This window comes from Streptomyces naganishii JCM 4654 (assembly GCF_014650575.1).
Classification (GTDB): domain Bacteria; phylum Actinomycetota; class Actinomycetes; order Streptomycetales; family Streptomycetaceae; genus Streptomyces; species Streptomyces naganishii.
Window position 1 is genome coordinate 84,244 of record NZ_BMVF01000022.1, and the last position, 25,766, is coordinate 110,009.

24 protein-coding genes and 1 tRNA gene are annotated in these 25,766 nt (G+C 73.5%); 14 read left to right on the forward strand and 11 right to left on the reverse strand.

Going from position 1 to position 25,766, the window contains the following annotated elements:
• The first annotated feature begins 22 nt into the window (after window positions 1-22).
• Window positions 23-724, forward strand: a complete 702-nt coding sequence (locus IE217_RS29825) for a FadR/GntR family transcriptional regulator (RefSeq protein WP_190181072.1) — start codon at window positions 23-25, stop codon at window positions 722-724.
• Window positions 725-871: 147 nt separating this feature from the next.
• Here the strand turns inward: IE217_RS29825 and IE217_RS29830 are convergent, their stop codons facing one another.
• Complete coding sequence (locus IE217_RS29830; protein WP_190181073.1) at window positions 872-1,246, reverse strand: YchJ family protein; 375 nt, start codon at window positions 1,244-1,246, stop codon at window positions 872-874.
• 103 nt (window positions 1,247-1,349) lie between these two features.
• On the opposite strand from IE217_RS29830, the gene IE217_RS29835 reads away from it, so the two are divergent.
• Window positions 1,350-1,661: a dsRBD fold-containing protein gene (locus IE217_RS29835; protein ID WP_190181074.1), complete on the forward strand. Its 312-nt coding sequence runs from the start codon at window positions 1,350-1,352 to the stop codon at window positions 1,659-1,661.
• Between the two features lie 10 nt (window positions 1,662-1,671).
• A complete protein-coding gene (locus IE217_RS29840) occupies window positions 1,672-3,027 on the forward strand; it encodes a phosphoribosyltransferase (RefSeq protein WP_190181075.1) in 1,356 nt (451 codons plus the stop codon).
• Window positions 3,028-3,125: 98 nt separating this feature from the next.
• Here IE217_RS29840 and IE217_RS29845 read toward each other — a convergent pair.
• Window positions 3,126-3,213: transfer RNA gene (locus tag IE217_RS29845), tRNA-Leu, on the reverse strand.
• 217 nt (window positions 3,214-3,430) lie between these two features.
• Here IE217_RS29845 and IE217_RS29850 point away from each other — a divergent pair.
• The 3 genes from IE217_RS29850 to IE217_RS35290 all read left to right on the forward strand — a co-directional run bounded on the left by IE217_RS29850 (window position 3,431) and on the right by IE217_RS35290 (window position 6,132).
• Complete coding sequence (locus tag IE217_RS29850; protein WP_190181076.1) at window positions 3,431-4,756, forward strand: M20/M25/M40 family metallo-hydrolase; 1,326 nt, start codon at window positions 3,431-3,433, stop codon at window positions 4,754-4,756.
• Window positions 4,757-4,912: 156 nt separating this feature from the next.
• Entirely contained in the window at window positions 4,913-5,146 is a 234-nt protein-coding gene (gene chpH, locus IE217_RS29855) for a chaplin ChpH (RefSeq protein ID WP_190181077.1), read from the forward strand.
• 149 nt (window positions 5,147-5,295) lie between these two features.
• Window positions 5,296-6,132 carry a chaplin gene (locus tag IE217_RS35290; protein WP_190181078.1) on the forward strand — a complete coding sequence of 279 codons (837 nt, stop codon included), beginning with the start codon at window positions 5,296-5,298 and terminating at the stop codon, window positions 6,130-6,132.
• Between the two features lie 69 nt (window positions 6,133-6,201).
• Here IE217_RS35290 and IE217_RS29865 read toward each other — a convergent pair whose 3' ends face one another.
• A complete protein-coding gene (locus IE217_RS29865; protein WP_030244084.1) occupies window positions 6,202-6,390 on the reverse strand; it encodes a DUF5703 family protein in 189 nt (62 codons plus the stop codon).
• Between the two features lie 47 nt (window positions 6,391-6,437).
• Here IE217_RS29865 and IE217_RS29870 point away from each other — a divergent pair, with 47 nt between their 5' ends.
• Entirely contained in the window at window positions 6,438-7,127 is a 690-nt protein-coding gene (locus IE217_RS29870; RefSeq protein WP_190181079.1) for a hypothetical protein, read from the forward strand.
• Window positions 7,128-7,191: 64 nt separating this feature from the next.
• On the opposite strand, the gene IE217_RS29875 is transcribed toward IE217_RS29870, so the two are convergent.
• On the reverse strand, window positions 7,192-9,453 hold the full coding sequence (locus IE217_RS29875) for a helix-hairpin-helix domain-containing protein (protein WP_190181080.1): 2,262 nt from the start codon (window positions 9,451-9,453) through the stop codon (window positions 7,192-7,194).
• Entirely contained in the window at window positions 9,450-10,433 is a 984-nt protein-coding gene (locus IE217_RS29880) for an aldo/keto reductase (protein ID WP_190181081.1), read from the reverse strand. Before IE217_RS29880 ends, IE217_RS29875 begins: the two co-directional genes overlap by 4 nt.
• A gap of 177 nt (window positions 10,434-10,610) precedes the next feature.
• On the opposite strand from IE217_RS29880, the gene IE217_RS29885 reads away from it, so the two are divergent.
• Window positions 10,611-11,666 carry an LLM class F420-dependent oxidoreductase gene (locus tag IE217_RS29885; protein ID WP_190181082.1) on the forward strand — a complete coding sequence of 352 codons (1,056 nt, stop codon included), beginning with the start codon at window positions 10,611-10,613 and terminating at the stop codon, window positions 11,664-11,666.
• A gap of 284 nt (window positions 11,667-11,950) precedes the next feature.
• On the forward strand, window positions 11,951-12,739 hold the full coding sequence (locus tag IE217_RS29890; protein ID WP_190181083.1) for a ferritin-like domain-containing protein: 789 nt from the start codon (window positions 11,951-11,953) through the stop codon (window positions 12,737-12,739).
• A gap of 28 nt (window positions 12,740-12,767) precedes the next feature.
• Here IE217_RS29890 and corA read toward each other — a convergent pair whose 3' ends face one another.
• A complete protein-coding gene (corA, locus tag IE217_RS29895; protein WP_190181084.1) occupies window positions 12,768-13,769 on the reverse strand; it encodes a magnesium/cobalt transporter CorA in 1,002 nt (333 codons plus the stop codon).
• Between the two features lie 62 nt (window positions 13,770-13,831).
• Between corA and IE217_RS29900 the strand changes: the two genes are divergently transcribed.
• From IE217_RS29900 to mshC, 4 genes are all read left to right on the forward strand, one after another.
• Window positions 13,832-14,518, forward strand: a complete 687-nt coding sequence (locus tag IE217_RS29900; protein ID WP_190181085.1) for a histidine phosphatase family protein — start codon at window positions 13,832-13,834, stop codon at window positions 14,516-14,518.
• A gap of 109 nt (window positions 14,519-14,627) precedes the next feature.
• On the forward strand, window positions 14,628-15,218 hold the full coding sequence (locus tag IE217_RS29905; protein WP_190181086.1) for a DUF3090 domain-containing protein: 591 nt from the start codon (window positions 14,628-14,630) through the stop codon (window positions 15,216-15,218).
• Entirely contained in the window at window positions 15,182-16,024 is an 843-nt protein-coding gene (locus IE217_RS29910; protein WP_190181087.1) for an SCO1664 family protein, read from the forward strand. The genes IE217_RS29905 and IE217_RS29910 overlap by 37 nt, the downstream gene beginning before the upstream one ends.
• A gap of 203 nt (window positions 16,025-16,227) precedes the next feature.
• A complete protein-coding gene (gene mshC / locus IE217_RS29915; protein WP_190181088.1) occupies window positions 16,228-17,457 on the forward strand; it encodes a cysteine--1-D-myo-inosityl 2-amino-2-deoxy-alpha-D-glucopyranoside ligase in 1,230 nt (409 codons plus the stop codon).
• Window positions 17,458-17,542: 85 nt separating this feature from the next.
• On the opposite strand, the gene IE217_RS29920 is transcribed toward mshC, so the two are convergent.
• From IE217_RS29920 to IE217_RS29940, 5 genes are all read right to left on the reverse strand, one after another.
• The gene (locus IE217_RS29920; RefSeq protein WP_190181089.1) at window positions 17,543-18,559 is read right to left on the reverse strand and encodes a PAC2 family protein; all 1,017 of its coding nucleotides are present in this window, start codon (window positions 18,557-18,559) and stop codon (window positions 17,543-17,545) included.
• 216 nt (window positions 18,560-18,775) lie between these two features.
• Complete coding sequence (locus IE217_RS29925; protein WP_190181090.1) at window positions 18,776-20,392, reverse strand: glycerol-3-phosphate dehydrogenase/oxidase; 1,617 nt, start codon at window positions 20,390-20,392, stop codon at window positions 18,776-18,778.
• Between the two features lie 9 nt (window positions 20,393-20,401).
• Window positions 20,402-21,940 carry a glycerol kinase GlpK gene (gene glpK, locus IE217_RS29930; protein WP_190181091.1) on the reverse strand — a complete coding sequence of 513 codons (1,539 nt, stop codon included), beginning with the start codon at window positions 21,938-21,940 and terminating at the stop codon, window positions 20,402-20,404.
• Between the two features lie 103 nt (window positions 21,941-22,043).
• Window positions 22,044-22,838: an MIP/aquaporin family protein gene (locus IE217_RS29935; protein ID WP_190181092.1), complete on the reverse strand. Its 795-nt coding sequence runs from the start codon at window positions 22,836-22,838 to the stop codon at window positions 22,044-22,046.
• A 729-nt stretch (window positions 22,839-23,567) separates the two neighbouring features.
• Window positions 23,568-24,332, reverse strand: a complete 765-nt coding sequence (locus tag IE217_RS29940) for an IclR family transcriptional regulator (protein WP_190181093.1) — start codon at window positions 24,330-24,332, stop codon at window positions 23,568-23,570.
• A 297-nt stretch (window positions 24,333-24,629) separates the two neighbouring features.
• On the opposite strand from IE217_RS29940, the gene IE217_RS29945 reads away from it, so the two are divergent.
• Window positions 24,630-25,766, forward strand: a 1,137-nt coding sequence (locus IE217_RS29945) for a homocysteine S-methyltransferase family protein (RefSeq protein WP_190181094.1), incomplete at its 3' end; no start/stop codon positions are given.

A 25,766-nucleotide genomic window follows, 5' to 3' on the forward strand; every position in this document is an offset into this window, starting at 1 on the left:
ATCCACCCCGTACGCTGAGTGCATGACCACACCGGGCCGGGGGCTGCACGGCCATGTACTGGACACCCTCGGGCCCGCCATCACCGCGGGTGAGTACCCGGCGGGCAGTGTTCTGCGCACCGACGAACTGGCACAGCGTTTCGACGTCTCACGCTCCGTGATGCGCGAGGCGGTCCGCGTCCTTGAGTCCATGCACCTGGTCGAGTCCCGCCGCCGCGTGGGCGTGACCGTGCTGCCCGCGTGCGAGTGGAACGTCTACGACCCCCAGGTCATCCGCTGGCGACTGGCCGGCGCCGACCGGCCGCGCCAGCTGCGCTCGCTCACCGTGCTGCGCTCGGCCGTCGAACCCGTCGCCGCGGGCCTCGCCGCGCGCCACGCCACGCCGGAGCAGTGCGCCGAGCTCACCGAGTGCGCGCTCGGCATGGTCGCCAACTCACGCGGCCACCGCCTCCAGGGGTACCTGGTCCACGACATGGCCTTCCACCGCGTGATCCTCACCGCGTCCGGCAACGAGATGTTCGCCCGCCTCGGCGACGTCGTCGCGGAGGTCCTCGCCGGGCGCACCCATCACGAGGTCATGTTCGAGGACCCCGACCCTGCCGCCGTCACCCTGCACGTCCAGGTCGCCGAGGCGGTCCGCGAGGGCGACGCGGACCGCGCCGAGCGCCTCACCCGCGAGATCACCGTCGGCGCCCTCCAGGAACTGGACATCCTGGCGCCGTAGCGCGACGGGCGGTCACGGGGCACGTACGGCGCGGCGTGCGGTCACGGGGGCACGTACGGCGCGACGGGCGGTCACGGGGGCACGTACGGCGCGACCGGCGGGCAGCCATGGGGGGGCGCGCACGGCGCGACGGGCGCCCCGGCCCGGCTACTCCAGGAAGTCCCCGTCCACGTACACCCACGCCCCGTCGACCCGCTCGAACCGGCTCCGCTCGTGGAGCGAGCCGCCCCGGTAGGAGGCCCGGAACGTCACGGTCCCCGTGGAGTGGAAGGCCGACCCGTCCGAGGTGTCCAGGATCTCCAGCCCCGTCCACCGCGGCCCCGGATCCAGCTCCAGCCGGGCGGGCCGCGTCCGCGGATGCCAGGTGCGCAGCAGATACCCCGCCTCCCCGCGCACGAACGCGCTGTAGCGCGACCGCATCAGCGCCTCGGCGGTGGGCGCGGCCCCCTCACCGCGGTGGAAACGCCCGCAGCAATCCTCGTACCGCGCACCCAGCCCGCACGGACACAAACCCTTGGTCATGGGGGCCATTGTGCCCATGCGGCGCGAGCGCCGCGGAGGCACAGTGGAAGTGGGTGTCGCGGCCCGCGAGTTGCGCCGCGCCGGAGTCGAGGAGGGACCGACGATGACCCGACCCGTCGGCAACCGGCTTCCGTCCGCCAAGGAGTGGCGGCTGAACCTGTACCTGTCCGAGCACGATCCGGACACCACCGCCCGGATCGTCCTGGACACCGGGGACAACGTCCTGGAGAGCTGCGCCGAGGCCCGCCGCAACCCCTACGACCGGGACGTGCCCGAGATCGGCGACGAACTCGCGGCCGGCCGCGCCCTCATCGCCCTCGGCCGCGAACTGGTGCGCGCCGCCGCCGGGGACATCAAGGCGATGGGCGCCCCCGAGGCGACACCGCCCACCCCGCTGTGGTCCCCCCGCGAGTGAGGCGATCGCGGTGCTCTTCACGGACCGCGTCCAGGCCGGACGGCAGCTCGGCGCGCGCCTCGCGCACCTCGCGGGGCAGGACGTCGTGGTCCTGGGACTGCCCCGGGGCGGGGTCCCGGTCGCCGCCGAGGTCGCGGACGCCCTCGGCGCGCCCCTGGACGTCTGCCTGGTGCGCAAACTCGGCGTGCCCGGCCAGCCCGAACTGGCCATGGGCGCGATCGGCGAGGACGGCGTGCGCGTACTGAGCGAGGACGTGCTGCGCGAGACGGGCGTCCCGCCGCACGCCCTGGCCCGCGTCGAGGAGCGCGAGCGCCGGGAGCTGCTGCGCCGCGCCGAGCGCTACCGCGGCGAGGGCCCCCCGGCCGCCGTCGCCGGACGGACCGTCGTCATCGTCGACGACGGAGTCGCCACCGGCTCCACCGCGCGGGCAGCCTGCCGCACGGTACGGGCCAGGGGTGCGGCCCGCACCGTCCTCGCGGTGCCCGTCGCACCGCCGGACTGGACCCGGCGGCTCGCCGGGGAGGCCGACGAGCTGGTCAGCCTGGCCAGCCCCCACGGCTTCTTCGCGGTCGGCCAGTTCTACGACGACTTCGCCCAGCTCGAGGACACCGACGTGATCGCCGTGCTGCGGCGCGCGGAGCGGCGCCCGAGCCGCCCGAGCCGCCCGAGCACCCCGAGCACCCCGGACCCGGCCCCGGACCCGCCGGACGGCGGCGGCCCCGGCCTGGACCAGGAGGTCGGGATCACGGCCGGGACCGTACGGCTCGGCGGACGGCTGACCGTGCCCGCGGGCGCGGCCGGCGTCGTGCTCTTCGCGCACGGCAGCGGCAGCGGACGGCACAGCCCCCGCAACCGCTTCGTGGCCGAGGGCCTGAACCGGGCCGGCCTCGGCACCCTGCTGTTCGACCTGCTCACCGAGGAGGAGGCGGGGGATCGGGCCAACGTCTTCGACACCGGACTGCTGGCCGCGCGGCTCACCGAGGCCACCGGCTGGCTGCGCGCCCGGCCCGGGACCGGTCACCTCGCCGTCGGGTACTTCGGCGCCAGCACCGGCGCGGCCGCCGCCCTGCGGGCCGCCGCCGCTCCCGGCGCGCGTGTGGCCGCCGTCGTCTCCCGCGGCGGCCGCCCCGACCTCGCCGGACCCACGCTCGGGGACGTCACCGCACCCACCCTGCTGATCGTCGGCGGCGCCGACCGGACCGTACTGGAACTCAACCGGCAGGCCCAGGCTCGGCTGCGCTGCGAGAACCGGCTGTCCGTCGTGCCCGGCGCCACCCACCTCTTCGAGGAGCCCGGCGCCCTGGAGACGGTGACCGCCCTGGCCCGCGACTGGTTCACCGACCACATGGCGGCGGCGCACGTGTGAGACCGGAACCGGCCCCTGCGGCCTGGAGGAACAGGCCGGCGGCCTGGAGAAAGACGAAAACGGTGCCCGCCTGTGAAGGCCGGCACCGCTTTTCGGTGTGGTGTCCGAGGGGGGACTTGAACCCCCACGCCCGATAAAGGGCACTAGCACCTCAAGCTAGCGCGTCTGCCATTCCGCCACCCGGACGGGGTGTGTACCGCGTGGTTCCCCTCGCGGCGACGAAGGAAACATTACCAGGCTTTCGGGTGTGCCCGATCACCTCCCGTCCCCGCGCGAACGGCGTGTGACGGGCCGGGGGCTCCCTTGGGGCCCGACCCGGTCGGGGGGAGGATGAGGGGACCAGCGGCACACCAGGCGGACCGCCCAGGAGGCGGGCCGCCAGCACACAGCGGGAGGAAGCAGCGTGAGCGAGACGGACACGGCCAGGGGCGTCACCGGCGAGGACGAGGTCGTGGACCTCTGCCGCGAGCTGATCCAGATCGACACCAGCAACTACGGGGACCACTCGGGCCCGGGCGAGCGCAAGGCCGCCGAGTACGTCGCCGAGAAGCTCGCCGAGGTGGGTCTCGAGCCGAAGATCTTCGAGTCGCACCCCGGCCGCGCCTCCACCGTGGCCCGCATCGAGGGCGAGGACCCGTCCCGGCCCGCGCTGCTCATCCACGGCCACACCGACGTCGTACCGGCCAACGCCGTCGACTGGACCCACCACCCCTTCTCCGGCGAGGTCGCGGACGGCTGCGTGTGGGGGCGCGGCGCGGTCGACATGAAAGACATGGACGCCATGACCCTGGCGGTCGTGCGCGACCGGCTGCGCAGCGGGCGCAGGCCCCCGCGGGACGTCGTGCTGGCCTTCCTCGCCGACGAGGAGGCGGGCGGCACGTACGGCGCCCGGTACCTGGTCGACAACCACCCGGACCTCTTCGAGGGCGTCACCGAGGCGATCAGCGAGGTCGGCGGGTTCTCCTTCACCGTCAGCGAGCAGCGGCGGCTCTATCTGATCCAGACGGCCGAGAAGGGCATGCACTGGATGAAGCTCACCGTGGCCGGCACCGCCGGGCACGGCTCGATGATCCACCGGGACAACGCGATCACCGAGCTGTCGGAGGCCGTCGCGCGGCTCGGGCGGCACCGGTTCCCGGTGCGGGTGACCAAGACCACCCGGGCCTTCCTCGACGAACTCGGCGACGCGCTCGGCGTCCGGCTCGACCCGGAGGACATGGACGGCACCATCGCCCGGCTCGGCGGCATCGCCAAGCTCATCGGCGCCACCCTGAGCAACACCGCCAACCCCACGCAGCTGGGCGCCGGTTACAAGGTCAACGTCATCCCCGGCGAGGCCACGGCGCACGTCGACGGCCGGTTCCTGCCCGGCTACGAGGAGGAGTTCCTCGCCGACCTCGACCGGATCCTCGGGCCGCGGGTCAAGCGCGAGGACGTCCACTCCGACAAGGCCGTGGAGACCACCTTCGACGGGGCGCTGGTGGAGGCCATGCAGTCCGCGCTGGTCGCCGAGGACCCGGCCGCCAAGGCCATCCCGTACATGCTCTCCGGCGGCACCGACGCCAAGTCCTTCGACGACCTCGGCATCCGCGGCTTCGGGTTCGCGCCGCTGAAGCTGCCGCCGGAGCTGGACTTCGCCGGCATGTTCCACGGCGTGGACGAGCGGGTGCCGGTGGACGGGCTGAAGTTCGGCGTGCGCGTGCTGGACCGGTTCCTCGACGCCTCCTGACCGGTCATCAGTCAATTGACTTCGGAATTCGACAGCACGTGCGGGAATGACTGAGAAGGGTGAATGCGACCATAAGCTCGTAGCTGTATTACTCCGTCCTCGTTACAGGTAATGCGATCAGCAAGACGGGATCGCGTTTGCCAACTAGGAGGAATAATGATCAAGAAGGTCGTCGCTGCCGCTGTTGCCACCGGTGGGCTCGTTCTCGCGGGCGCGGGCATGGCCGCTGCCGACTCCGGTGCCCAGGGTGCCGCCGTGCACTCCCCGGGTGTCCTGTCCGGCAACGTCGTCCAGGTGCCCGTCCACGTCCCGGTGAACGTCTGCGGCAACACGATCTCGGTGATCGGGCTGCTGAACCCCGCCTTCGGCAACACCTGCATCAACAAGTGACGTTGTGCCCCGCCCCGTGAGGGTCCGGCTCCGTCGACTCCGTGGCGGGTTCTGAACCAGTCGGCCCCGGAGCGCACGCCATGCGCTCCGGGGCCGCCCGGTTTTCCGCGAAGTTTCCCCGAAAAAGTCGAAGGCAGGAATTCATCACTATGCGACAGGTCACCCGCAAGGGCCTGATGACCATGGCGGCGGCCACCGGCGTGCTCGCCGCCGCGGCCGGCGCCGCCCACGCCGACGCGGGCGCGGCCGGTGCCGCGTCGGGCTCCCCGGGCGTGCTCTCCGGCAACACCGTGCAGGTCCCGGTGCACGTGCCGGTGAACGTCTGCGGCAACACCGTGAACGTCGTCGGGCTGCTCAACCCGGCCGTAGGCAACAGCTGCGCCAACGAAGGCGGCGGCAGCGGCTCGTCCGGCGGGTACGGCGACTCCGGCCACGGGGATCACGGCCACGGCGGCGCCCACGCCGGCGGCCACACCGGCGACTCGCCCGGCGTCGGTTCGGGCAACCACGTCCAGGCGCCGGTCGACGTGCCCGTCAACGTCTGCGGCAACAGCGTCAATGTGATCGGCGTGGGCAACGCCGCCGTGGGCAACGACTGCGCGAACACGGGCGGCGGCCACCACAACCCTCCGGGCGGCCACGAGAACCCGCCCGGCACCCCGGGCCAGCCCGGTCACCCGGGACACCCCGGTCACCCCGGCACGCCCGGTCACCCCGGCCAGCCGGGCCATCCCGGAACCCCCGGTCACCCGGGCACGCCCGGCCACCCCGGCACGCCCGCGACGCCGCCCTCCACCGGAGGGAAGACGCCCGGCGGCTCCTCGCGCGTGAGCACGCCCGGCACGCAGACCGTCGCCGTGCCCGGCGGCCGGGCACAGCTCGCGCACACCGGCAGTGACCTGCCCATGGGCCTCGTCCTCCCGGCGGGCGCGGGCGCGCTGCTCGCCGGCGCCGTGCTGTACCGCAGGGCGCGCGCCTCGGCCTGACCCGGCGCATACATGACAGAGCGGGCCCCGCGTCCGGCGGGGCCCGCCGCTCGTCGGGACCGTCTCAGCTCACCACGTGGCGCGCACCTGGCGGATGATCCGCCGGCGCAACCGCACCCTGCGGCTGCCGTCGCGCAGCAGGCTCAGACGGTACAACTCCCAGTGACCGTACTCGGCGTGGTCCGTCAGCAGGCGTGCCGTCTCCTTGCGGGACACCCCGCGCGGTACGTACACGTCGACAAATTCGTATTCCGGCATCGCATCTATTGTGCGGTCCGGGGCCCGGTACGGATAGCGTCTGCACTATGTCTGATGCTGCGCAGCCCACCGCTGCCGAGGTACGCGCCGCCGCCGAGGCGGTCAAGACCGCGCTCGACCGCCACCTGGCCGCGGTCGAACGCAGGTCGGGGGAGGACGACCCGGCCGTCTACGAGGCGTTCAACCAGCTGGCGGCGGCCGCCGAGGCCTACGACGAGCTGCTCTACGACCGCTACGACGAGGTCACGCCCTTCGAGATCCCCGGTGACGACACGCTGCCGCCGTACACGGGCCCCGAGGAGCCGCACGCGATCAGCGTGCTGATCCGCCGCGACTACACCGTGGCCGAGCCGCAGCGGCTGCTGGCCCAGGCCGAGCGGGTGGAGGCCGCGGACTCCGAGGCCGGCGTGGGCGCGGGCGGGGACGCCTCCGGCACGGTGCCCGGGGCGCTCGGCGTCCTCTTCGGCGAGTTCGAACCGGACGAGATCGCCTCACGGCACAAGGAGTTCGGCCTGGAGGAGGCCGACTCCACCCTGTGGGTCACGGCTTCGGACGAGCCCTCCGACCCCGGCGAATGGCTGGAGACGCCCTTCGAGCACGTCGACCCCGACCGGGTGGTCTGCCGCTTCGACGTGAGCGCCGTCTTCGACGACGAGGAGGACGAGGAGGACGACCTCGACACCGACCTCGAGGAGGAGGACGAGGACCTGGAACCGCTGGACGCGACCGACCACTGAGCGGGCGCTGAGCGGGGCCGCCCTCGCCCGCTCCGCCGCCCTCCCCTCAGACCTCGGACCCGGCCTAGCCCGCCGCCTGCTCGCTCGCCTGTGTGCGGAGCAGGACGGGCAGGCGGGTCGTACGGGGTCTGGCCGCGACCTCGGCCACGGCCCGGGGGAGTGCCTGGTCCACGCCGTGCACCACGGACAGGTGCCGGCTCGCCCGCCCGAACGCCGTGTAGACCCACGGCCGGCTGAGGGCCTGCGCCGCGTCCCCGGGGAGCACCACGACCACGGCGGGCCACCGGCCGCCGGCGGCCTGGTGCGCGGTCAGCGCCCACCCGTGCCGCACCGAACCCTCCACCCGGTCCCTGGGTACGACGACCGTCTCGCCCGGGCAGGACAGGCGCAGCCCCTCGGCCTCGGCGCCCACCACCTCGCCCGGCACCGTACGGCCGGGGGCGGGGGAGTAGGCGATCCGGTCGCCCGGGTCGAACCCGCCGAAGCGGCCGGGACCCGGGTTGAGCCGTTCCTTGAGCGCCGCGTTCAGCACCCGGGTGCCCGCCGCGCCGCCGTGGCCCGGAGTGATCACCACGGTCTGCGCGGCCGGGACGCCGATCGCCCGCGGCACGGAGTCCGCGACGAGCTGCACGGTCCGGTGCACGGCCTCGCCGGCGTCCCGCACCGGCACGATGACGACCTCCTTGCCGGGCGCCTCCACCTGGGTCAGCTCGCCGATGCCGATGCCGGAGACCAGCTCGCCCAGCGGACCCGGGTCGGGCACCCGGGAGGCGACCTGCGGGCACACCCGCGCCGCCAGCAGGTCCGCGAAGACCCGGCCAGGACCCGCCGACCACAGCACCCCCGGATCCCCCGCGCACACCAGGCGGGCCCCGTCCGGCAGCGACTCCACCAGCAGCGCCGCGGTCTCGACGTCCAGCTGGGGCGCGTCGAGCACGACGAGGAGGTCCAGGGCGAGCGCCCCGTCGCCGTCCCGCCCCGGGCCCTCGGCCCCGGACAGCAGCCCGGCGACCGTGACCACACCGGGCTGCCCGGAGCTCCCGGTGCCGGGGTCGCCGCCGGGGTGGCCGGCGGGCCGTGCGTCCCGCAGCAGTGCGGCGAAGTCGTCCCGGCCCAGCGGGCTGTGCGCGGCGGCCCAGGCCCGCAGCCCGAGGGCGCTCGCCTCGGCGAGCAGCCGCGCCGGCTCCACGCGGGAGGCCTCGCCGCCGGTGTGCAGGACCAGGCCGTGTCCGGCGACCGCGCGGATCAGCTCGGCGGCGGAGCCGCGCGCCGAGGCCGCGGCCCGCTCCCAGCCCTCGGCCGAACCACTCTCCTTCGGCACGGAGTTGAGCAGCCGGGCCAGTCCGTCGGCGAGGCTCTCCTCGGCGAGCGCGTACCGTTCGAGGCCGACCAGGACGCGGACCGGGCGCCGCGGGCCCTCGGCGTCCCCGTCCTCGCCCTCTTCCTCGTCCGTGGGCTCGGCGACGGGGGCCCCGGGCTCCTCCAGGGCGTCCTGGAAGACCAGTGCCTCGCCCTCGGTGAGCGCGCTGCTCAGCGCGGCCTCGGGGTCGGGCACCCCGCGCTGGGCCAGGGCGGCGGTCAGCGCGGGCGCCTCCAGGGCCGTATGCCCGGCGAGGGCCGCCTGTTCGAGAAGCCGGACCGTGAAGGCGCGGCCGCGCCGCTCGTCGTCCGGGCCGCACTCCGCGCCGAGCAGGCCCCGCGCGAAGGTGTCGGCCTGCTCGAGGCGTACGCCGGTCACGCGCAGCAGCAGCCAGGGGTCCGCGCGCAGCCGCTGCGCGGCGCCCTCGCCGAGGACCGCGGCGGCCTGCGCGGCGAGCGCTTCGGGTGCGCCTCCCTCGGCCAGGACGCCGCGCACCGCCTGGACGGCCTCCGGCGCGGGCCCGGCGGGGGCGGGCGCCGTCTCGGCGGGCACGGGCGCGGGCCGCCGCACCGGCTCCGGGGCGGGTCGGCGGCGGGCCGGCTCCGGCTCGGCGAACAGGTCGGCCGTGGGCTTGGCACCGCTCTCCACGGCACGCACCGCGGCGAGCAGATCGGCCGCCGTGCCGGTCAGCTTGCCGCCGCTCTCGACGGGTCGGGCCTTCTCCGCCTTCCGCTGCTCGATCCGCTCCCGCTCGATCCGCTGAGCAGCGAGCTCGGCCTCCGCCTCGGAAAGCCCGCCGCCACCGGCGTCACCGCCGTCACCCGCACCACCGCCGGCGGCACGGGCCTCACCGGTGCCACCCGCAGTGGCATCCGCCTCACCGGCGTCGCCCGGGCCGCCCCCGTCGGACGGAAGGTCCGGGGTCCCCGGCTCGGCCTGCTCCGTGGTCTCCGGGTCCGTGCTCACAGCGTGCTCCAGTCGTGATCGGGATAGCGGTGCAGGGGCGCCGACACGTCGTCGAGCGCCCGGCAGATCTCGTCAGGAAGACTAAGCGCCTCCACTGACAACGCCGCCGTGAGCTGCTGCGCGTTGCGCGCGCCGACGATCGGGGCGGCCACGCCCGGCCGGTCGCGGACCCAGGCGAGGGCGACCTGGAGCGGGGTCACCGCCAGTCCGTCCGCGGCCGTGGTCACCGCGTCCACGATGCGGCTCGCGGTGTCGTCGAGGTACGGCTCCACGAACGGCGCCAGGTGCTCGGAGGCGCCCCGCGAGTCGGCCGGGGTCCCGTTGCGGTACTTGCCGGTCAGCACCCCGCGCCCCAGCGGGGAGGAGGGCAGCAGGCCGATGCCCAGGTCGACCGCGGCGGGCAGCACCTCGCGCTCGACGCCGCGCTGGAGCAGGGAGTACTCCATCTGCGTGCTCGCCAGCCGGGTGCGCGCGCCCGGCGCCGCGAGCTGCCAGGTCGCGGCCTTGGCCAGCTGCCAGCCGCAGAAGTTGGACACCCCGGCGTAGCGCACCCGGCCGCTGGTGACGGCCAGGTCGAGGGCGTGGAGGGTCTCCTCCAGCGGGGTGAACGGGTCGTAGGCGTGGACGTGCCACACGTCGACGTGGTCCGTGCCCAGGCGGCCCAGGGAGGCGTCCAGTGCCGCCAGCAGATGCCCGCGGGAGCCGTCGAAGCGGCGGTCCGGGTCGGGGACGCTGCCCGCCTTGGTCGAGATGACCAGGTCACGGCGTGGCACCAGGCCGTCTATGAGCCGCCCCAGCAGATACTCGGCCTCCCCGTCGCCGTACACGTCGGCCGTGTCGACGAGGGTGCCGCCCGCCTCCCAGAACGCCTTCAGCATGTCCGCGGCGTCGTGCTCGTCGGTGTCCCGGCCCCAGGTGAGGGTGCCGAGGCCGATGCGGGACACGCGCAGGCCCGTACGGCCGAGATGCCTCTGCTCCATGAACGCCGAGATTACTGGCCAGGGATGAGGCGTGGGTTACCTGTGGACAACCGGATTTCCGGCCGGCGGGGCCGCCCCGCGAGGCGGCCGTCACACGCGCCGTGGCCTGCCACGACGGGCGCCCGCGCGCTAGGGTCTCCCGCACAAGGGACGTTACTGATCGGTAAGGGGAGCGGCATGCAGCTCGGGATCAACCTCGGCTACTGGGGTGCCGGGATGGACGCGGACAATCTGGCCGTCGCCAGGGAGGCGGACCGCCTCGGCTACGCCGTGTGCTGGGCCGCCGAGGCGTACGGCTCGGACGCGGCCACCGTGCTCGCCTGGGTCGCCGCGCAGACCGAGCGCATCGACGTCGGCTCGGCGATCTTCCAGATCCCCGCCCGGCAGCCCGCCATGACCGCGATGACGGCCGCGACGCTCGACTCGCTCTCCGGCGGCCGTTTCCGCCTCGGCCTCGGCGTCTCGGGACCGCAGGTCTCCGAGGGCTGGTACGGCGTCAAGTTCGACAAGCCGCTGGCCCGCACCCGCGAGTACGTCGAGATCATCCGCAAGGCCATGACCCGCGAGCGCCTCTCCTACGACGGCGAGCACTGGACGCTGCCGCTGCCCGGCGGCCCCGGCAAGCCGATCAAGCTGACCGTGCACCCGCAGCGCGAGCACATCCCGCTCTACATCGCCGCCATCGGCCCGAAGAACCTGGAGCAGACCGGCGAGATCGCCGACGGCGCGCTGCTGATCTTCCCCTCCGCCGACCACCTGGAGGACACGGCGCTGCGCCACCTGCGCGCCGGGCGCGAGAAGGCCGGCCTGACCATGGAGGGCTTCGACGTCTGCCCGACCCTGCCGCTCGCCGTCGGCGAGGACCAGGACGTGGGCCGCCTCGCCGACACCTTCCGCCCCTACACCGCCCTCTACGTCGGCGGCATGGGCAGCCGCAAGCAGAACTTCTACAACCAGCTCGCCTGCCGCATGGGCTACGAGAAGCAGGCCGCCGAGATCCAGGACAAGTACCTGTCCGGCGACAAGCAGGGCGCGGCGGCCGCCGTACCGCAGGAGCTCATCGACCAGACCACGCTGCTCGGCTCGGTGGACCGGATCGCCGACCGGATGCGGGCCTACGCGGCGGCCGGCGTCACCACGCTGACCCTGGCGCCCGCCGGCTTCACCCTGGACGAGCGGCTCGCCTCGCTCCGGGCGGGCACCGAGGCCCTGGAGCGCGCCGGACTGGCGTGACGCCGGCCCCGGCACGAGCGGCGACGCCGGACGGCCGGAGAGCCACCGCGAGTCTTCCGCGGCCGTGGTGGGGGCTCGGGGGTCTTCCCCGCCACGGCCGTCACGAGGAACAACGCGCCCGGCGCCCCGGGGTTACGCCCCTGGGACGCCGTCGTCGCACACCGGCCCCGGACCGCCGTTCCTCCGTTCGGCGCAGTGGTCCGGCACCCCTGTTGCGGCACCCCCGCACCCGCACTTGACTCGTCCCGTGCGGCGGTCCGGCGGTCCGGCAGGGAGGTGGCCCGATGCTTTCGCCCAGGAGCCTGTTCCAGGAGATCCTCGACCACGACGAGTCGTTCCGGCTGTTCTGCTCGATCGCGGCCGGCGGGGAGGCCCAGGGCGGCTGGGAGAACGGGCGCATCGCCGCCCTCGTACCGCCGCGGGAGCGCGCCCTCGCCCCGAAGATCGCGCGCCACGGGGCCGACGAGGACAAGCACGGGCGCATCTTCCGCGCCCTGCTCTCCAGGCGCGGTCTGGAGCCCGTCCCGGTGCCCCCGGAGACCGACTACACCATGCTCCTGGAGCGGCGGGGCATCGGCCTGGCGCACGAGCGGCTGCGCTCCGACGAGCCGCTCACCGTGGCGGACATCGTGGTCTACCTGGCGCACAGCCGGGTCACCGAACAGCGCGCCGCCGAGCAGATGCGGCTGCTGCGCCGGCACTTCGGCGACCACCCCGAACTCGGGCGCGCCGTGCGGATGATCGCCGACGACGAGGACAACCACCTCGCCTACTGCCACGAGGAGCTGCTGCGCCTGGCCGCCGCCGGGCACGGACGGCACATCCAGCGCACCCTGCGCGCCTGCGCGCTGGCCGAGATCCGCGTCCACCGGGACGTGAGCCTCGCCGTCATGGCCCGCATGGGCGGCATCCTCGGCTGGTCCCGGGCCAGGTCCGCGCTGCTCGCCGCCGGCATCCACGCCCTGCACGCCTACGAACGCCTCGCCGGCTGGCGGCGCATGGTCACCCTGAAGGCGCCCGCCCGCCGCGACCCCCTCGGCGGCCCGGCCACCCCGTCCCCGGAGTACGCCTGACCCCGGCGGCGCCCGGCCGCAGTGGGGACTACAGCCATCCCCGGCGCTTGAACGTGCGGTACAGGAGCACCTCCAGACCGGCCATCACGGCGATCACGGCCGGGTAGGACCACAGCCAGTGCAGCTCGGGCATGTGGTCGAAGTTCATGCCGTAGATGCCCGCGATCATCGTCGGGATCGCCGCCATCGCCGCCCACGCGGAGATCTTCCGCATGTCGTCGTTCTGCTGCACGCTGATCTGCGCCAGATGGGCCGACAGGATGTCCGAGACGAGGCGGTCCAGGCCCTCCACGGACTCGTTCACACGGGTCAGGTGGTCGCTGACGTCACGGAAGAAGGGCCGCGCCTTGTCGTCCACGAAGGGCAGGGCCGTGGCGAAGGACCCCGTGGTGGTGCCCGCGAGCCGGGACATGGGCAGCGCCAGCGGACCCGTGGCCCGCCGGAACTCCGTGATCTGGCGCTTGAAGTTGTAGATCCGCGAGGCCGTGTGCCGCGAACCGCCCCGGTCCGGGGTGAAGACCTCCGTCTCCAGCTCCTCCAGGTCCGTCTGGAGCTCGGTCGCCACGTCCAGGTAGTGGTCGACCGAGGTGTCCGCGATCGCGTACAGCACGGACGTCGGCCCCTTGCCCAGCATCTCCGGCTCCTGCTCCAGCCGGTGCCGTACGGCGGCCAGCCCGTCGCCCTCGCCGTGGCGCACCGTCACCACGAAGGAGTCGCCCAGGAAGATCATGATCTCGCCGGTGGAGACGGTGTCGCTGTGCGGCTCGTACATCACCGGCTTCAGCACCACGAACAGCGAGTCGTCGTAGATCTCCAGCTTGGGCCGCTGATGCGCCTTCAGGGCGTCCTCCACCGCCAGTGGGTGCAGCGCGAACTCCTGGCTGACCAGGCCGAACTCCTTCTCCGTCGGCTCGTGCAGGCCCACCCACACGAAGCCCCCGGCCGCCCGCGCGCCGGCCAGCGCGTCGGAGAAGTCCTCGGGGCCCTCCCTCCGGCGCCCGTCCTGGTAGATCCCGCAGTCGACGATCACGGAGTGTGTTCTCCCTTCGCCCGGCCGTCGCCGGGGTTGTCCGTACGCCTACCCTGGGCCGCATGCCCACGTTGATCCTCGTCAGGCACGGACGTTCCACCGCCAACACCGCCGGAGTGCTCGCCGGCTGGACCCCGCACGTGGCCCTCGACGAGCGCGGCGCCGAGCAGGCCGCGGCGCTGCCCGGCCGGCTCGAGGGGCTGCCCGTCGCCGAGGTGGTGACCAGCCCGCTCCAGCGGTGCCAGGAAACCGTACGGCCTCTCCTGGACGCCCGGCCAGGCCTTGTGGCTCACACCGACGAGCGGATCGGGGAGTGCCACTACGGCGACTGGTCCGGCCGCAAGCTCGCCGAACTCAAGGACGAGCCGCTGATGGAGGTGGTGCAGGCGCACCCCTCGGCGGCGGCCTTCCCCGGCGGCGAGTCCATGCGCGCCATGCAGACCCGCGCCGCCGAGGCCGTCCGCGAGTGGAACGCGCGCGTGGAGCGCGACCACGGCGCCGACGCGGTGTACCTCATGTGCTCGCACGGTGACATCATCAAGTCACTGGTCGCCGACGCACTCGGACTTCACCTGGACCTCTTCCAGCGGATCTCCGTCGAGCCCTGCTCCGTCACCGCGATCCGCTACACCCGGCTGCGGCCCTTCCTGGTGCGACTCGGGGACACCGGCGACTTCGCGTCCCTCGCGCCGCGCGAGGAGCCCGCGGGCGACGACGCACCCGTCGGGGGCGGCGCGGGCGCACCGTGATCGTCGGCCGCAGTAGGGTGAAGCGGTCGCCGACTTCCCGACTCCGCCGACCTCCCGACCCCCCGCTCTTCAGATCCAGTCGTTCCCCCGATCCCCATGGAGACAGGACGTGTCCCGTCAGGTGTTCCTCTACGACCCCCCGGACCGCTTCGTGGCCGGCACGGTCGGACTGCCCGGACGCCGTACGTTCTTCCTCCAGGCCACCGCCGGCGCCCGGGTGACCAGCGTGGCCCTGGAGAAGACCCAGGTCGCCGCGCTCGCCGAGCGCATGGAAGAACTGCTCGACGAGGTCGTGCGGCGCAGCGGGGGCAACGCCGCCGTGCCCGCCATGGCCCCCACCGAGATCTCCGACACCGGCCCGCTGGACACCCCCATCGAGGAGGAGTTCCGGGTCGGCACCATGGCCCTCGCCTGGGACGGCGAGGACCAGCGCATGATCGTCGAGGCGCAGGCCCTGGTCGAACTCGACGCCGAGTCCGAGGAGGACCTCGCCGAGGCCGAGGAAAAGCTGCTCCAGGACGAGGAGAACGGCCCCCCGATGCTGCGGGTCCGGCTCACCGGCGCCCAGGCGAGAGCCTTCGCCAAGCGCGCCCTGGACGTCGTCAACGCCGGGCGGCCGCCGTGCCCGCTGTGCAGCCTCCCGCTCGACCCGGAAGGACACGTATGCCCGCGCCAGAACGGATACCGCCGCGGGGCGTGACACCCGGCGGGACCGCGGACGCGGCGGTCGCCGGGCTGCTCGCCCGCGGTGAGCTCACCGTGCGCGGCCGCATCCGGGACGCCTCCAACGCGGCGCTGTTCTGCACGGTCGCGCACGAGGGCCGGGAGGTGTCCTGCGTCTACAAGCCGGTCGCCGGGGAGCGCCCCCTGTGGGACTTCCCCGACGGCACCCTCGCCGGCCGCGAGGTGGCCGCCTACGAGGTCTCCGAGGCGACCGGCTGGGGCCTGGTGCCACCCACCGTGCTGCGCGACGGCCCCTACGGCGAGGGCATGGTCCAGCTGTGGATCGAGGCCACCCCCGAGGCCGAGCTGCTCGCGCTGCTCGACGCCGAGGAGCCCGGCCCCGGCTGGAAGGCGATCGGTTTCGCCGAGGCCGGCGAGGGCCGCACCGCCCTGCTCGTGCACGCGGACGACGAGCGGCTGCGCCGGCTGGCCGTGCTCGACGCGGTGATCAACAACGCCGACCGCAAGGGCGGCCACCTGCTGCCCACCGCCGACGGGCGGCTCTACGGCATCGACCACGGCGTCACCTTCAACACCGAGGACAAGCTGCGCACCCTGCTGTGGGGCTGGGCGGGCGAACCCCTGCCGCCGGAGGCCACCGGGGTCCTCAAGCGCCTCAGGGACGCCCTGGGCGACGGCGGCACGCTTGCCGCGCGGCTCGCGAGCCTGATCACCCCGGCCGAGGTCGACGCCACGCGCGCGCGGGTGGACGCCCTGCTCGCCTCCGGCACGCACCCCGAGCCCGGCGGCGACTGGCCGGCGATCCCCTGGCCACCGGTGTAGGGCCTGCCACGGCGGTGCGGGGGCTGCCACGGCGGTGCGGGGCCTGCCACGGCGGCGCGGGGGCTGCCACGGCGGCGCCGGGTCTCGCGCGGCGGCGGGCGGCGGCCCGCGGCACACTCGCGAAGATCACGCAAGAGCGCCTTCCCGGACATGTGCGGCCGTCCGGTTCGTAGACGGGACCACGGTCCGGTTACGCTCATGACATGCATGCCTGGCCCGCTTCCGAGGTCCCCGCCCTGCCTGGTCAGGGCCGCGACCTGAGGATCCACGACACCGCGACCGGCGGCCCGGTCACCCTCAGCCCCGGTCCCGTCGCCCGTATCTACGTCTGCGGCATCACCCCGTACGACGCGACCCACATGGGTCACGCGGCGACCTACAACGCGTTCGACCTCGTCCAGCGCGTGTGGCTCGACACCAAGCGGCAGGTGCACTACGTCCAGAACGTCACCGACGTCGACGACCCCCTCCTGGAGCGGGCGCAGCGCGACGACGTCGACTGGGTGCGGCTGGCCGAGCGGGAGACCGCCCTGTTCCGCGAGGACATGACCGCCCTGCGGATGCTGCCCCCGAGGCACTACATAGGCGCCGTGGAGGCCATACCCGGCATCGTCCCGCTGGTGGAGCGGCTGCGGGACCTCGGAGCGGCGTACGAGCTCGAGGGCGACGTCTACTTCTCCGTGGAGTCCGACCCGCACTTCGGCGAGGTCTCCCGGCTCGACGCCGCCGCGATGCGGCTGCTGTCCGCCGAGCGCGGCGGCGACCCCGACCGCCCCGGCAAGAAGAACCCCCTCGACCCGGTGCTGTGGCTGGCCGCCAGGGACGGCGAGCCCAGCTGGGACGGCGGCTCGCTCGGCCGCGGCCGGCCCGGCTGGCACATCGAGTGCGTGGCCATCGCCCTCGACCACCTCGGGATGGGCTTCGACGTCCAGGGCGGCGGCTCCGACCTCGCCTTCCCGCACCACGAGATGGGCGCCTCGCACGCCCAGGTGCTCACCGGCGAGTTCCCCATGGCCAAGGCCTACGTCCACGCCGGCATGGTCGCCCTCGACGGCGAGAAGATGTCCAAGTCCAAGGGCAACCTCGTCTTCGTCTCCCGGCTGCGGCGCGACGGCGTCGACCCCGGCGCCATCCGGCTCGCGCTCCTCGCGCACCACTACCGCGCCGACTGGGAGTGGACCGACCAGGTGCTCCAGGACGCGCTCGCGCGGCTGGGCCGCTGGCGCGCGGCCGTCTCCCGGCCCGACGGCCCGTCCGCGGCCGCGCTGGTCGAGGAGATCCGCGACGCCCTCGCCGACGACCTGGACGCCCCGGCCGCGCTGACCGCCGTGGACCGCTGGGTGGCGCTCCAGGAGGAGACGGGCGGCACGGACACGGGCGCGCCCGGGCTCGTCTCGCGCGCCGTGGACGCGCTGCTGGGCGTGGCGCTCTGACCCACGGGCCCCACGTGACCCCGGAACGTCTCAGGGGCGGTGCGCACGTCGCGCACCGCCCCTGACCGTCTCCGCCGCCGCCCTCTCAGTCGCCCGACGGCTCCTCGCCGTCCGGCTCGTCGCGGGCCTCACGGGCGTCCGGCTCCGCTTCGGGCCGGGGCGGTTTCGGCGGGCGCGTACGGCCGCCGCCGGGGCCCTCGCGCCGGTACGAGCCGCCGTCCCCGCCCTCCGCCGTGGCGTGGCCGCCGGGAGTGGGGCCGCCGCCGTCCCGGCGGCGCAGATACCGCTCGAACTCGCGCGCGATGGCCTCGCCCGACGCCTCCGGCAGCTCGGCGGTGTCCCGGGCCTCCTCCAGCGTCTGCACGTACTCGGCGACCTCGCTGTCCTCGGCGGCCAGCTGGTCCACGCCCACCTGCCAGGCGCGCGCGTCCTCCGGCAGCTCGCCCAGCGGGACGCGCAGGTCGAGCAGGTCCTCCAGGCGGTTCAGGAGCGCCAGCGTCGCCTTCGGGTTCGGCGGCTGGGAGACGTAGTGCGGGACCGCCGCCCACAGGGAGACCGCGGGGACGCCGGCGTGCGTGCAGGCCTCCTGGAGGACGCCCACGATGCCGGTCGGGCCCTCGTACTTGGTCTCCTCCAGGTCCATCCGGCGGGCCAGGTCCGCGTCCGAGGTGGTCCCGCTGATCGGGACCGGGCGGGTGTGCGGGGTGTCGCCGAGCAGGGCGCCCAGGATGACCACCAGCTCCACGCCCAACTCGTGGGCGAAGCCGAGCAGTTCGTTGCAGAACGAGCGCCAGCGCATCGACGGCTCGATGCCGCGCACCAGCACCAGGTCGCGCGGCTTGTCGCCGCCGACGCGCACCACCGACAACCGTGTCGTCGGCCAAGTGATCTTGCGCGCTCCGGCTTCCATGAACACCGTGGGGCGGTTCACCTGGAAGTCGTAGTAGTCCTCGGCGTCCAGCGCCGCGAACACCTCGCCCTTCCACTCCCGTTCCAGGTGCGCGACCGCGGTGGAGGCGGCGTCACCGGCATCGTTCCAGCCCTCGAACGCGGCCACCATGACCGGGTCGATCAGCTCGGGAACCCCCTCGAGCTCGATCACCCAGCGCCTCCTTCCGACGTGCCCTCGCCTGACCCACCAACCTTACGGCGTCCGGCGGGGGCGCCCGCGACCCCCTTGCACGGGGGAGTGAACGGATGACTGCCCCGTTCCCCGGGCCCGGACACCCATGATCACAGAAGCGGCCGGCCCCAGTGCGGTGGGAGCCGGCCGCCCGTTCACTGCGCGGTGACCGCTGCCCCGGTCACCGTCGCGCGGTCACTTCCCGTCGAGGACGTCCCGCACCTTCGCGCGGACCTCGTCGGTGGCGAGACCGCGGATCGTCAGCGTCGTACGCCGGCGCAGCACGTCGTCCTCCGTCTCGGCCCACTCGTGGTCGCGGGCCCACACGACCTGCGCCCAGATCTCCGGGGCGTCCGGGTGCACCCGCTCGCCCAGCTCCGGGTTCTCGTTGGCCAGCCGCGCGATGTCGAAGGCCAGCGAGCCGTAGTGGGTGGCCAGGTGCCTGGCCGTGTCGGCGGCCATCCGCGGGCCGGGCGCCGGGCGGTCCACCAGCAGGCGGTGGGCCACCGCGCGCGGGTTGGCGATGCCCGGCAGCGGCAGCTTCCTCGGCAGCGAGGAGATCGGCTCGAAGTCCTCGCCCAGCGGGGCGCCCGGCAGCGACTCCAGCTTCTGCATCACCGTACGGCCGATGTGCCGGAAGGTCGTCCACTTGCCGCCGGCGACGGACAGCATGCCGCCCCTGCCCTCGGTCACCACCGTCTCGCGCTTGGCCTTGGCGGTGTCGCCGGGGCCGCCCGGCAACACCCGCAGACCGGCGAAGGCGTACGTGATCAGGTCACGGTCGAGCTGCTGGTCGCGGATGGAGAACGCGGCCTCGTCGAGTATCTGGGCGATGTCCTTGTCGTTGACCGCGACCTCGGCCGGGTCGCCCTCGTACTCCTCGTCGGTCGTGCCGAGCAGCAGCATGTCCTCCCAGGGGAGGGCGAAGGTGATGCGGTACTTGTCGATCGGCGTGGCCAGCGCGGCCTTCCAGGGGGAGGTCCGCTTGAGGACCAGGTGCGCGCCCTTCGACAGGCGGATGGACGGCGCCGCGTTCGGGTCCTCCATCTTGCGCAGATGGTCGACCCAGGGGCCGGTCGCGTTGAGCACCAGGCGGGCGCCCACGCCGAACTCCTCGCCCGAGAGCCGGTCCTTCAGCTCGGCGCCGGTGACCCGGCCCTTGGTGAAGCGCAGGCCGGTGACCTCGGCGTGGTTGAGGACCACCGCGCCCGCCTCGACGGCCGCGCGGACCGTCATCAGCGCCATGCGCGCGTCGTTCATCTGGTCGTCGCCGTAGACGGCCACGGCCTTCAGGTTCTCGGTGCGCAGCTCGGGCACGTCCTGCGCGGCCTTGGAGGGGCTGAGCAGGTGGCCCACGCCGTCACCGAAGGCGGAGAGCGCGGAGTAGGCGAACACGCCCGCCCCGAGCTTCGCCGCGCCGTGCGGCCCGCCCTTGTACACGGGGAGGTAGAACGTGAGCGGGTTCGCCAGGTGGGGGGCCACCTGGCGGGAGACCGCACGGCGCTCGAAGTGGTTCTCCGCCACCAGCTTCACCGCGCCGGTCTGCAGGTAGCGCAGACCGCCGTGGAGGAGCTTGGAGGAGGCGGAGGAGGTGGCGCCGGCGAAGTCGCCGGCGTCGACCAGAGCCACCCTGAGGCCGGACTGCGCGGCGTGCCAGGCGGTGGAGATGCCCAGGATGCCGCCGCCGATCACGAGGAGGTCGTACGTCGCCTTCGAGAGCTGCTCCCGGGTCTCGGCACGGCTCGGACCAACGCCGAAGGCCGGGCGCGTTCCCAGGGCAGGCACGGACTGCAGGGTGGACTGACTGGTCATTGGGGTTTCTTACTCCTCGTCCTCGAGCCAGCCCATGGTCCGCTCGACGGCCTTGAGCCAGTTCTTGTACTCACGGTCGCGGGTGTCCGCGTCCATGCGGGGGGTCCATTCCGCGGCCCGGCGCCAGTTCTGGCGCAGGTCGTCGGTGGAGGCCCAGAAGCCGACGGCGAGGCCGGCGGCGTAGGCGGCGCCGAGGCAGGTGGTCTCGGCGACCATCGGGCGCACCACCGGCGCGTCCAGGAAGTCCGAGAGCGTCTGCATCAGCAGGTTGTTGGAGGTCATGCCGCCGTCGACCTTGAGGGCGGTGAGCTCCACGCCGGAGTCCTTGGTCATGGCGTCCGCGATCTCCCGCGTCTGCCAGGCGGTGGCCTCCAGCACGGCGCGCGCGAGGTGCGCCTTGGTGACGTACCGGGTCAGGCCGGCGATCACACCGCGGGCGTCGGAGCGCCAGTACGGGGCGAACAGGCCGGAGAAGGCCGGCACGAAGTAGGCGCCGCCGTTGTCCTCCACCGAGAGCGCGAGCGTCTCGATCTCGGCGGCGGTGGAGATCAGGCCCATCTGGTCGCGCATCCACTGCACCAGGGAGCCGGTGACGGCGATCGAGCCCTCCAGGGCGTAGACCGGCTTCTGGTCGCCGATCTGGTAGCCGACCGTGGTCAGCAGGCCCGAGTAGGAGTTGATGATCTTGTCACCGGTGTTCATCACCATGAAGGTGCCGGTGCCGTACGTCGACTTGGTCTCGCCCTCGGCGAAGCAGGTCTGGCCGAACAGGGCCGCCTGCTGGTCGCCGAGCGCGGAGGCGACCGGGATGCCGCCGAGCAGGTCGCCCAGCCTGCCGCCCGTGATCTCGCCGTAGACCTCGGCGGAGGAGCGGATCTCGGGCAGGATCGCCGTCGGCACGCCGATCGACTCGGCGATCTTCTCGTCCCACTCCATGGTGTGCAGGTTCATCAGGAGGGTGCGCGAGGCGTTGGTGACGTCGGTGACGTGCTTGCCGCCGTCGACGCCGCCCGTCAGGTTCCAGATGACCCAGGTGTCCATGGTGCCGAAGAGGATGTCGCCGGCCTCGGCGCGCTCGCGCAGGCCGTCGACGTTGTCCAGCAGCCAGCGGGCCTTGGGACCGGCGAAGTAGGAGGCGAGGGGGAGGCCGGTCTCGCGGCGGAAGCGGTCCTGGCCGACGTTGCGGCCGAGCTCGCGGCACAGGGCGTCGGTGCGGGTGTCCTGCCAGACGATGGCGTTGTGGACGGGCTCACCGGTGTTCTTGTCCCACAGCACGGTGGTCTCGCGCTGGTTGGTGATGCCGATGGCCTTGATGTCGTCGCGGGTGATGCCGGCCTTCTCGATGGCTCCGGCGACGACCTCCTGGACGTTGGTCCAGATCTCGGTGGCGTCGTGCTCGACCCAGCCGGGCTTGGGGAAGATCTGCTCGTGCTCCTTCTGGTCGACGGAGACGATCCGGCCGTCCCGGTCGAAGACGATGCAGCGCGAGGAGGTGGTGCCCTGGTCGATGGCGGCGATGAACGGGCCGGCGGTGTGGGCGTCGGTCACTGTGTGCTCCTGAGGAAGTCCGTGGTCAATGGGGCTGGGGCTGGGGGTACGGCGCGTGCCGGGACCGGGCGCTCCGTGCCGCGGGCACGGAGCGCGGCGGCCGTCAGGCGAAGGCGACGTTGTAGAGACCTGCTCCGATGGCGCCGCCGATCAGCGGGCCGACCACCGGGATCCAGGCGTAGCCCCAGTCCGAGCCGCCCTTGTTGGGCAGGGGCAGGAGGGCGTGGACGATGCGGGGACCGAGGTCGCGCGCGGGGTTGATGGCGTAGCCCGTCGGACCGCCGAGCGAGAGGCCGATGGAGACGACCACGAGCGCGGTGATCAGACCGCCGAGGATGCCGAGGCCGTTGCCCTTGTCGTTGAGGCCCTGGGTGAGGACGGCGAGGATCAGCACCACGGTGCCGATGATCTCGGTGAGGAGGTTCTGCACCGCGTTGCGGATCTCGGGGCCGGTGGAGAAGACACCGAGGACCGGACCGGCGCCCTGTTCCTGGGCCTCGACCGCCTTGGCGGCGGTGGCCTGGGCGCCCGGACCGCCGACGATCTCCTTGTCGGTGAGGTGGGCGTGGAACTGGCCGTAGTAGGCGACCCAGACCAGGGCCGCGCCGATCATGGCGCCGAGGAGCTGCCCGGCGATGTAGGTGGGGACGTTCGTCCAGTCGCTGTTCTTGATGGCGAGGGCGATCGTGACGGCGGGGTTGAGGTGGGCGCCGGAGAGCGGGCCCGAGATGTAGACGGCCGTCATGACGGCGAAACCCCACCCGAAGGCGATGGCGAGCCAGCCGGCGTTACGGGCCTTGGAGGCCTTGAGCGTGACGGCGGCGCACACTCCGCCGCCGAGCAGGATGAGTATGGCGGTACCGATGGTCTCGCCGATGAAGATGTCGGAGCTGGACACCCGCGACTCCTTTGTCCTTCGTCCAGGGGTAGCCGTACCCCGGGTCCCTCCGGGGGTCTGGCGCCCTCGGGGGATGAGAGCGATGCCGGCCCTTGGCGTTGCCACACTCTAACGCGAATTGCCGCAAGGTGTTCGACAATGCCGACCGATGGACGGGAGTCTCACCTTGCCGTCACACGGGCGTCAAGACTTCTGGTGCCGAAACCCCGATCGTTACTGATCGGCCACCACGCCGGGCCCCGGCACGGCCACGACCCGTACCCACTCGAACACCCGGGGACACACCCAGGGCCGGGTGAGGGCACGCCGAGGCGACGCCCGGCGGACGGTGAGGACGCCTCGGGGCGGTGGCGGTGAGGGGCGGTGCGGGTCGGTGACGCTCCGGAGCGGCGCCGGGGGCGCGGGGCCCTGGGGCCGGGAAACGGGGGACCGTACGGCGCCGGGGGAGGCGTGCCGTGTCGGGCGGGCCGGGGTGATGTGGGCGCCCGGGGATCCGGGGGCGTGAGGTTCCCGAGGGCCCGGCCCTTGGTGGCCTGGGGCGCGGGGTGCGGGGCCGGCGCGACGGGCGGGGTGCGGGGTGCCGGGTCCTTCGGGTACGGCCGGGGCCGGGGTGGTCACAGGTCGGGCCAGGGGCGGGGTGCCCACGGTCTGGGCCGGGGCCGGGGGCGCGCGCACGCCTGGCCGCGGCCCCGTGGGGCGTCGTGTCGTCGTACGGGGCCCGGCGGCGGGTCAGAAGCGGCCGGCGCCCAGGTCCCGCGAGACCGCGCGGGCGCAGTCGCGTACCGCCGCGATCAGTTCGTGCCGCAGTTCGCCGTCGCGGCACACGCGTTCCACCGCGCCGGTGATGCCGACCGCGCCGACCGGCATGCGCCGCCGGTCGTGGATGGGCGCGGCGATGGAGGCCACGCCCTCCCAGGTCTCCTCCACGTCGGCGGCGTAGCCCCGCGCGCGGGAGAGGTCGAGGATGCGCTCGAAGCCGTCCATGTCGCACACGGTCCGCTCGGTGAACGCCTTGCGGTCGGCCTCGATCGCCTCGCTGTGCGCCACCGGGTCGTAGGCCGAGAGCACTTTGCCGAGCGCCGTGGAGTGCAGCGGCTGCATCGCCCCGATCTCCAGCACCTGCCGGCTGTCGTCGGGGCGGAAGACGTGGTGCACGATCAGCACGCCGTGCTGGTGCAGCACGCCCAGGTAGACGCTCTCGCCGCTGGAGCGCGCCAGGTCGTCGGTCCACACCAGCGCCCGCGCGCGCAGTTCGTGGACGTCGAGGTACGTCGTGCCCAGGCGTAGCAGCTCCGCGCCGAGCTGGTAGCGCCCGGAGGCGTCGTCCTGTTCGACGAAGCCCTCCTGCTGGAGGGTGCGCAGTATGCCGTGGGCGGTGCCCTTGGCGAGGCCCAGTGACGAGGCGATGTCCGACAGGCCCAGTCGCCGCTCGCCGCCTGCCAGCAACCGCAGCATCGCGGCCGCCCGTTCGAGCGACTGGATGTTCCGTGCCATCGCCGTCCTGCCTCCGTCCCCTTGGGCCGTCGGCGGACGACCCGGTCTGCCGCCGTTCGGCAATGCCGAACACTACCGGTCGATGCCGACTCCCCGCCAATGTTCGGTCGACACCTGTTACGTGACCCGCCGCCGCGGACTGGAACGGGCGCCATCTTCGTCCGCGTGGTGGACGCCCTGACCATCCGGGGCCGGTCCCGGCTACCCTTGCGGCGTGCGCCCTCCTTGGGAAGCTCCCCGGGGCATTCCCGGGAGGACGCAAAGCCGACAGCCGTCGCACCTCAAGGGAGCCCCTTCATGGCCTCGTTGCCGCCGACCCCTGCCACCGACAGCCGGACCCGCGTGTCCGCCCTCCGCGAGGCCCTCGCCACCCGGGTGGTGGTAGCCGACGGGGCGATGGGCACGATGCTCCAGGCCCAGGACCCCACCCTCGAGGACTTCCAGAACCTCGAGGGCTGCAACGAGATCCTGAACCTCACCCGGCCCGACATCGTCCGTTCGGTCCACGACGCCTACTTCGCCGTCGGCGTGGACTGCGTGGAGACCAACACGTTCGGCGCGAACCACACCGCGGCCTCCGAGTACGAGATCTCCGACCGCGTGCACGAGCTGTCCGAGGCCGGCGCCCGCATCGCCCGCGAGGCCGCCGACGAGTACGCCGCCCGCGACGGCCGCACCCGCTGGGTGCTCGGCTCGATCGGCCCCGGCACCAAGCTGCCCACCCTCGGCCACGTCGGCTACACCGCCATCCGCGACGGCTACCAGGCCAACGCCGAGGGCCTGCTCGCCGGCGGCGCGGACGCGCTGATCGTGGAGACCACCCAGGACCTGCTCCAGACCAAGGCCTCCGTGCTCGGCGCCCGGCGCGCCATGGAGGCCACCGGCACGGACGTGCCCCTGCTGGTGTCGATGGCCTTCGAGACCACCGGCACCATGCTGCTCGGCTCCGAGATCGGCGCCGCGCTCACCGCGCTCGAACCGCTCGGCATCGACCTGATCGGCCTCAACTGCTCGACCGGCCCCGCCGAGATGAGCGAGCACCTGCGATACCTCACCCGCCACTCCCGCATCCCGCTGCTGTGCATGCCCAACGCGGGCCTGCCGGTCCTCACCAAGGACGGCGCGCACTTCCCGCTCGACCCCGAGGGCCTGGCCGACGCCCAGGAGAACTTCGTACGCGACTACGGGCTGTCGCTGGTGGGCGGGTGCTGCGGTACGACGCCCGAGCATCTGCGCCAGCTCGTCGAGCGGGTCCGGGAGGCGACCCCGGCGGAACGCGAACCGCGCCCGGAGCCGGGTGCCGCCTCGCTGTACCAGACGGTGGCGTTCCGGCAGGACACCGCCTACCTCGCCATCGGGGAGCGGACCAACGCCAACGGGTCGAAGAAGTTCCGCGAGGCCATGCTGCAGGGCCGCTGGGACGACTGTGTGGAG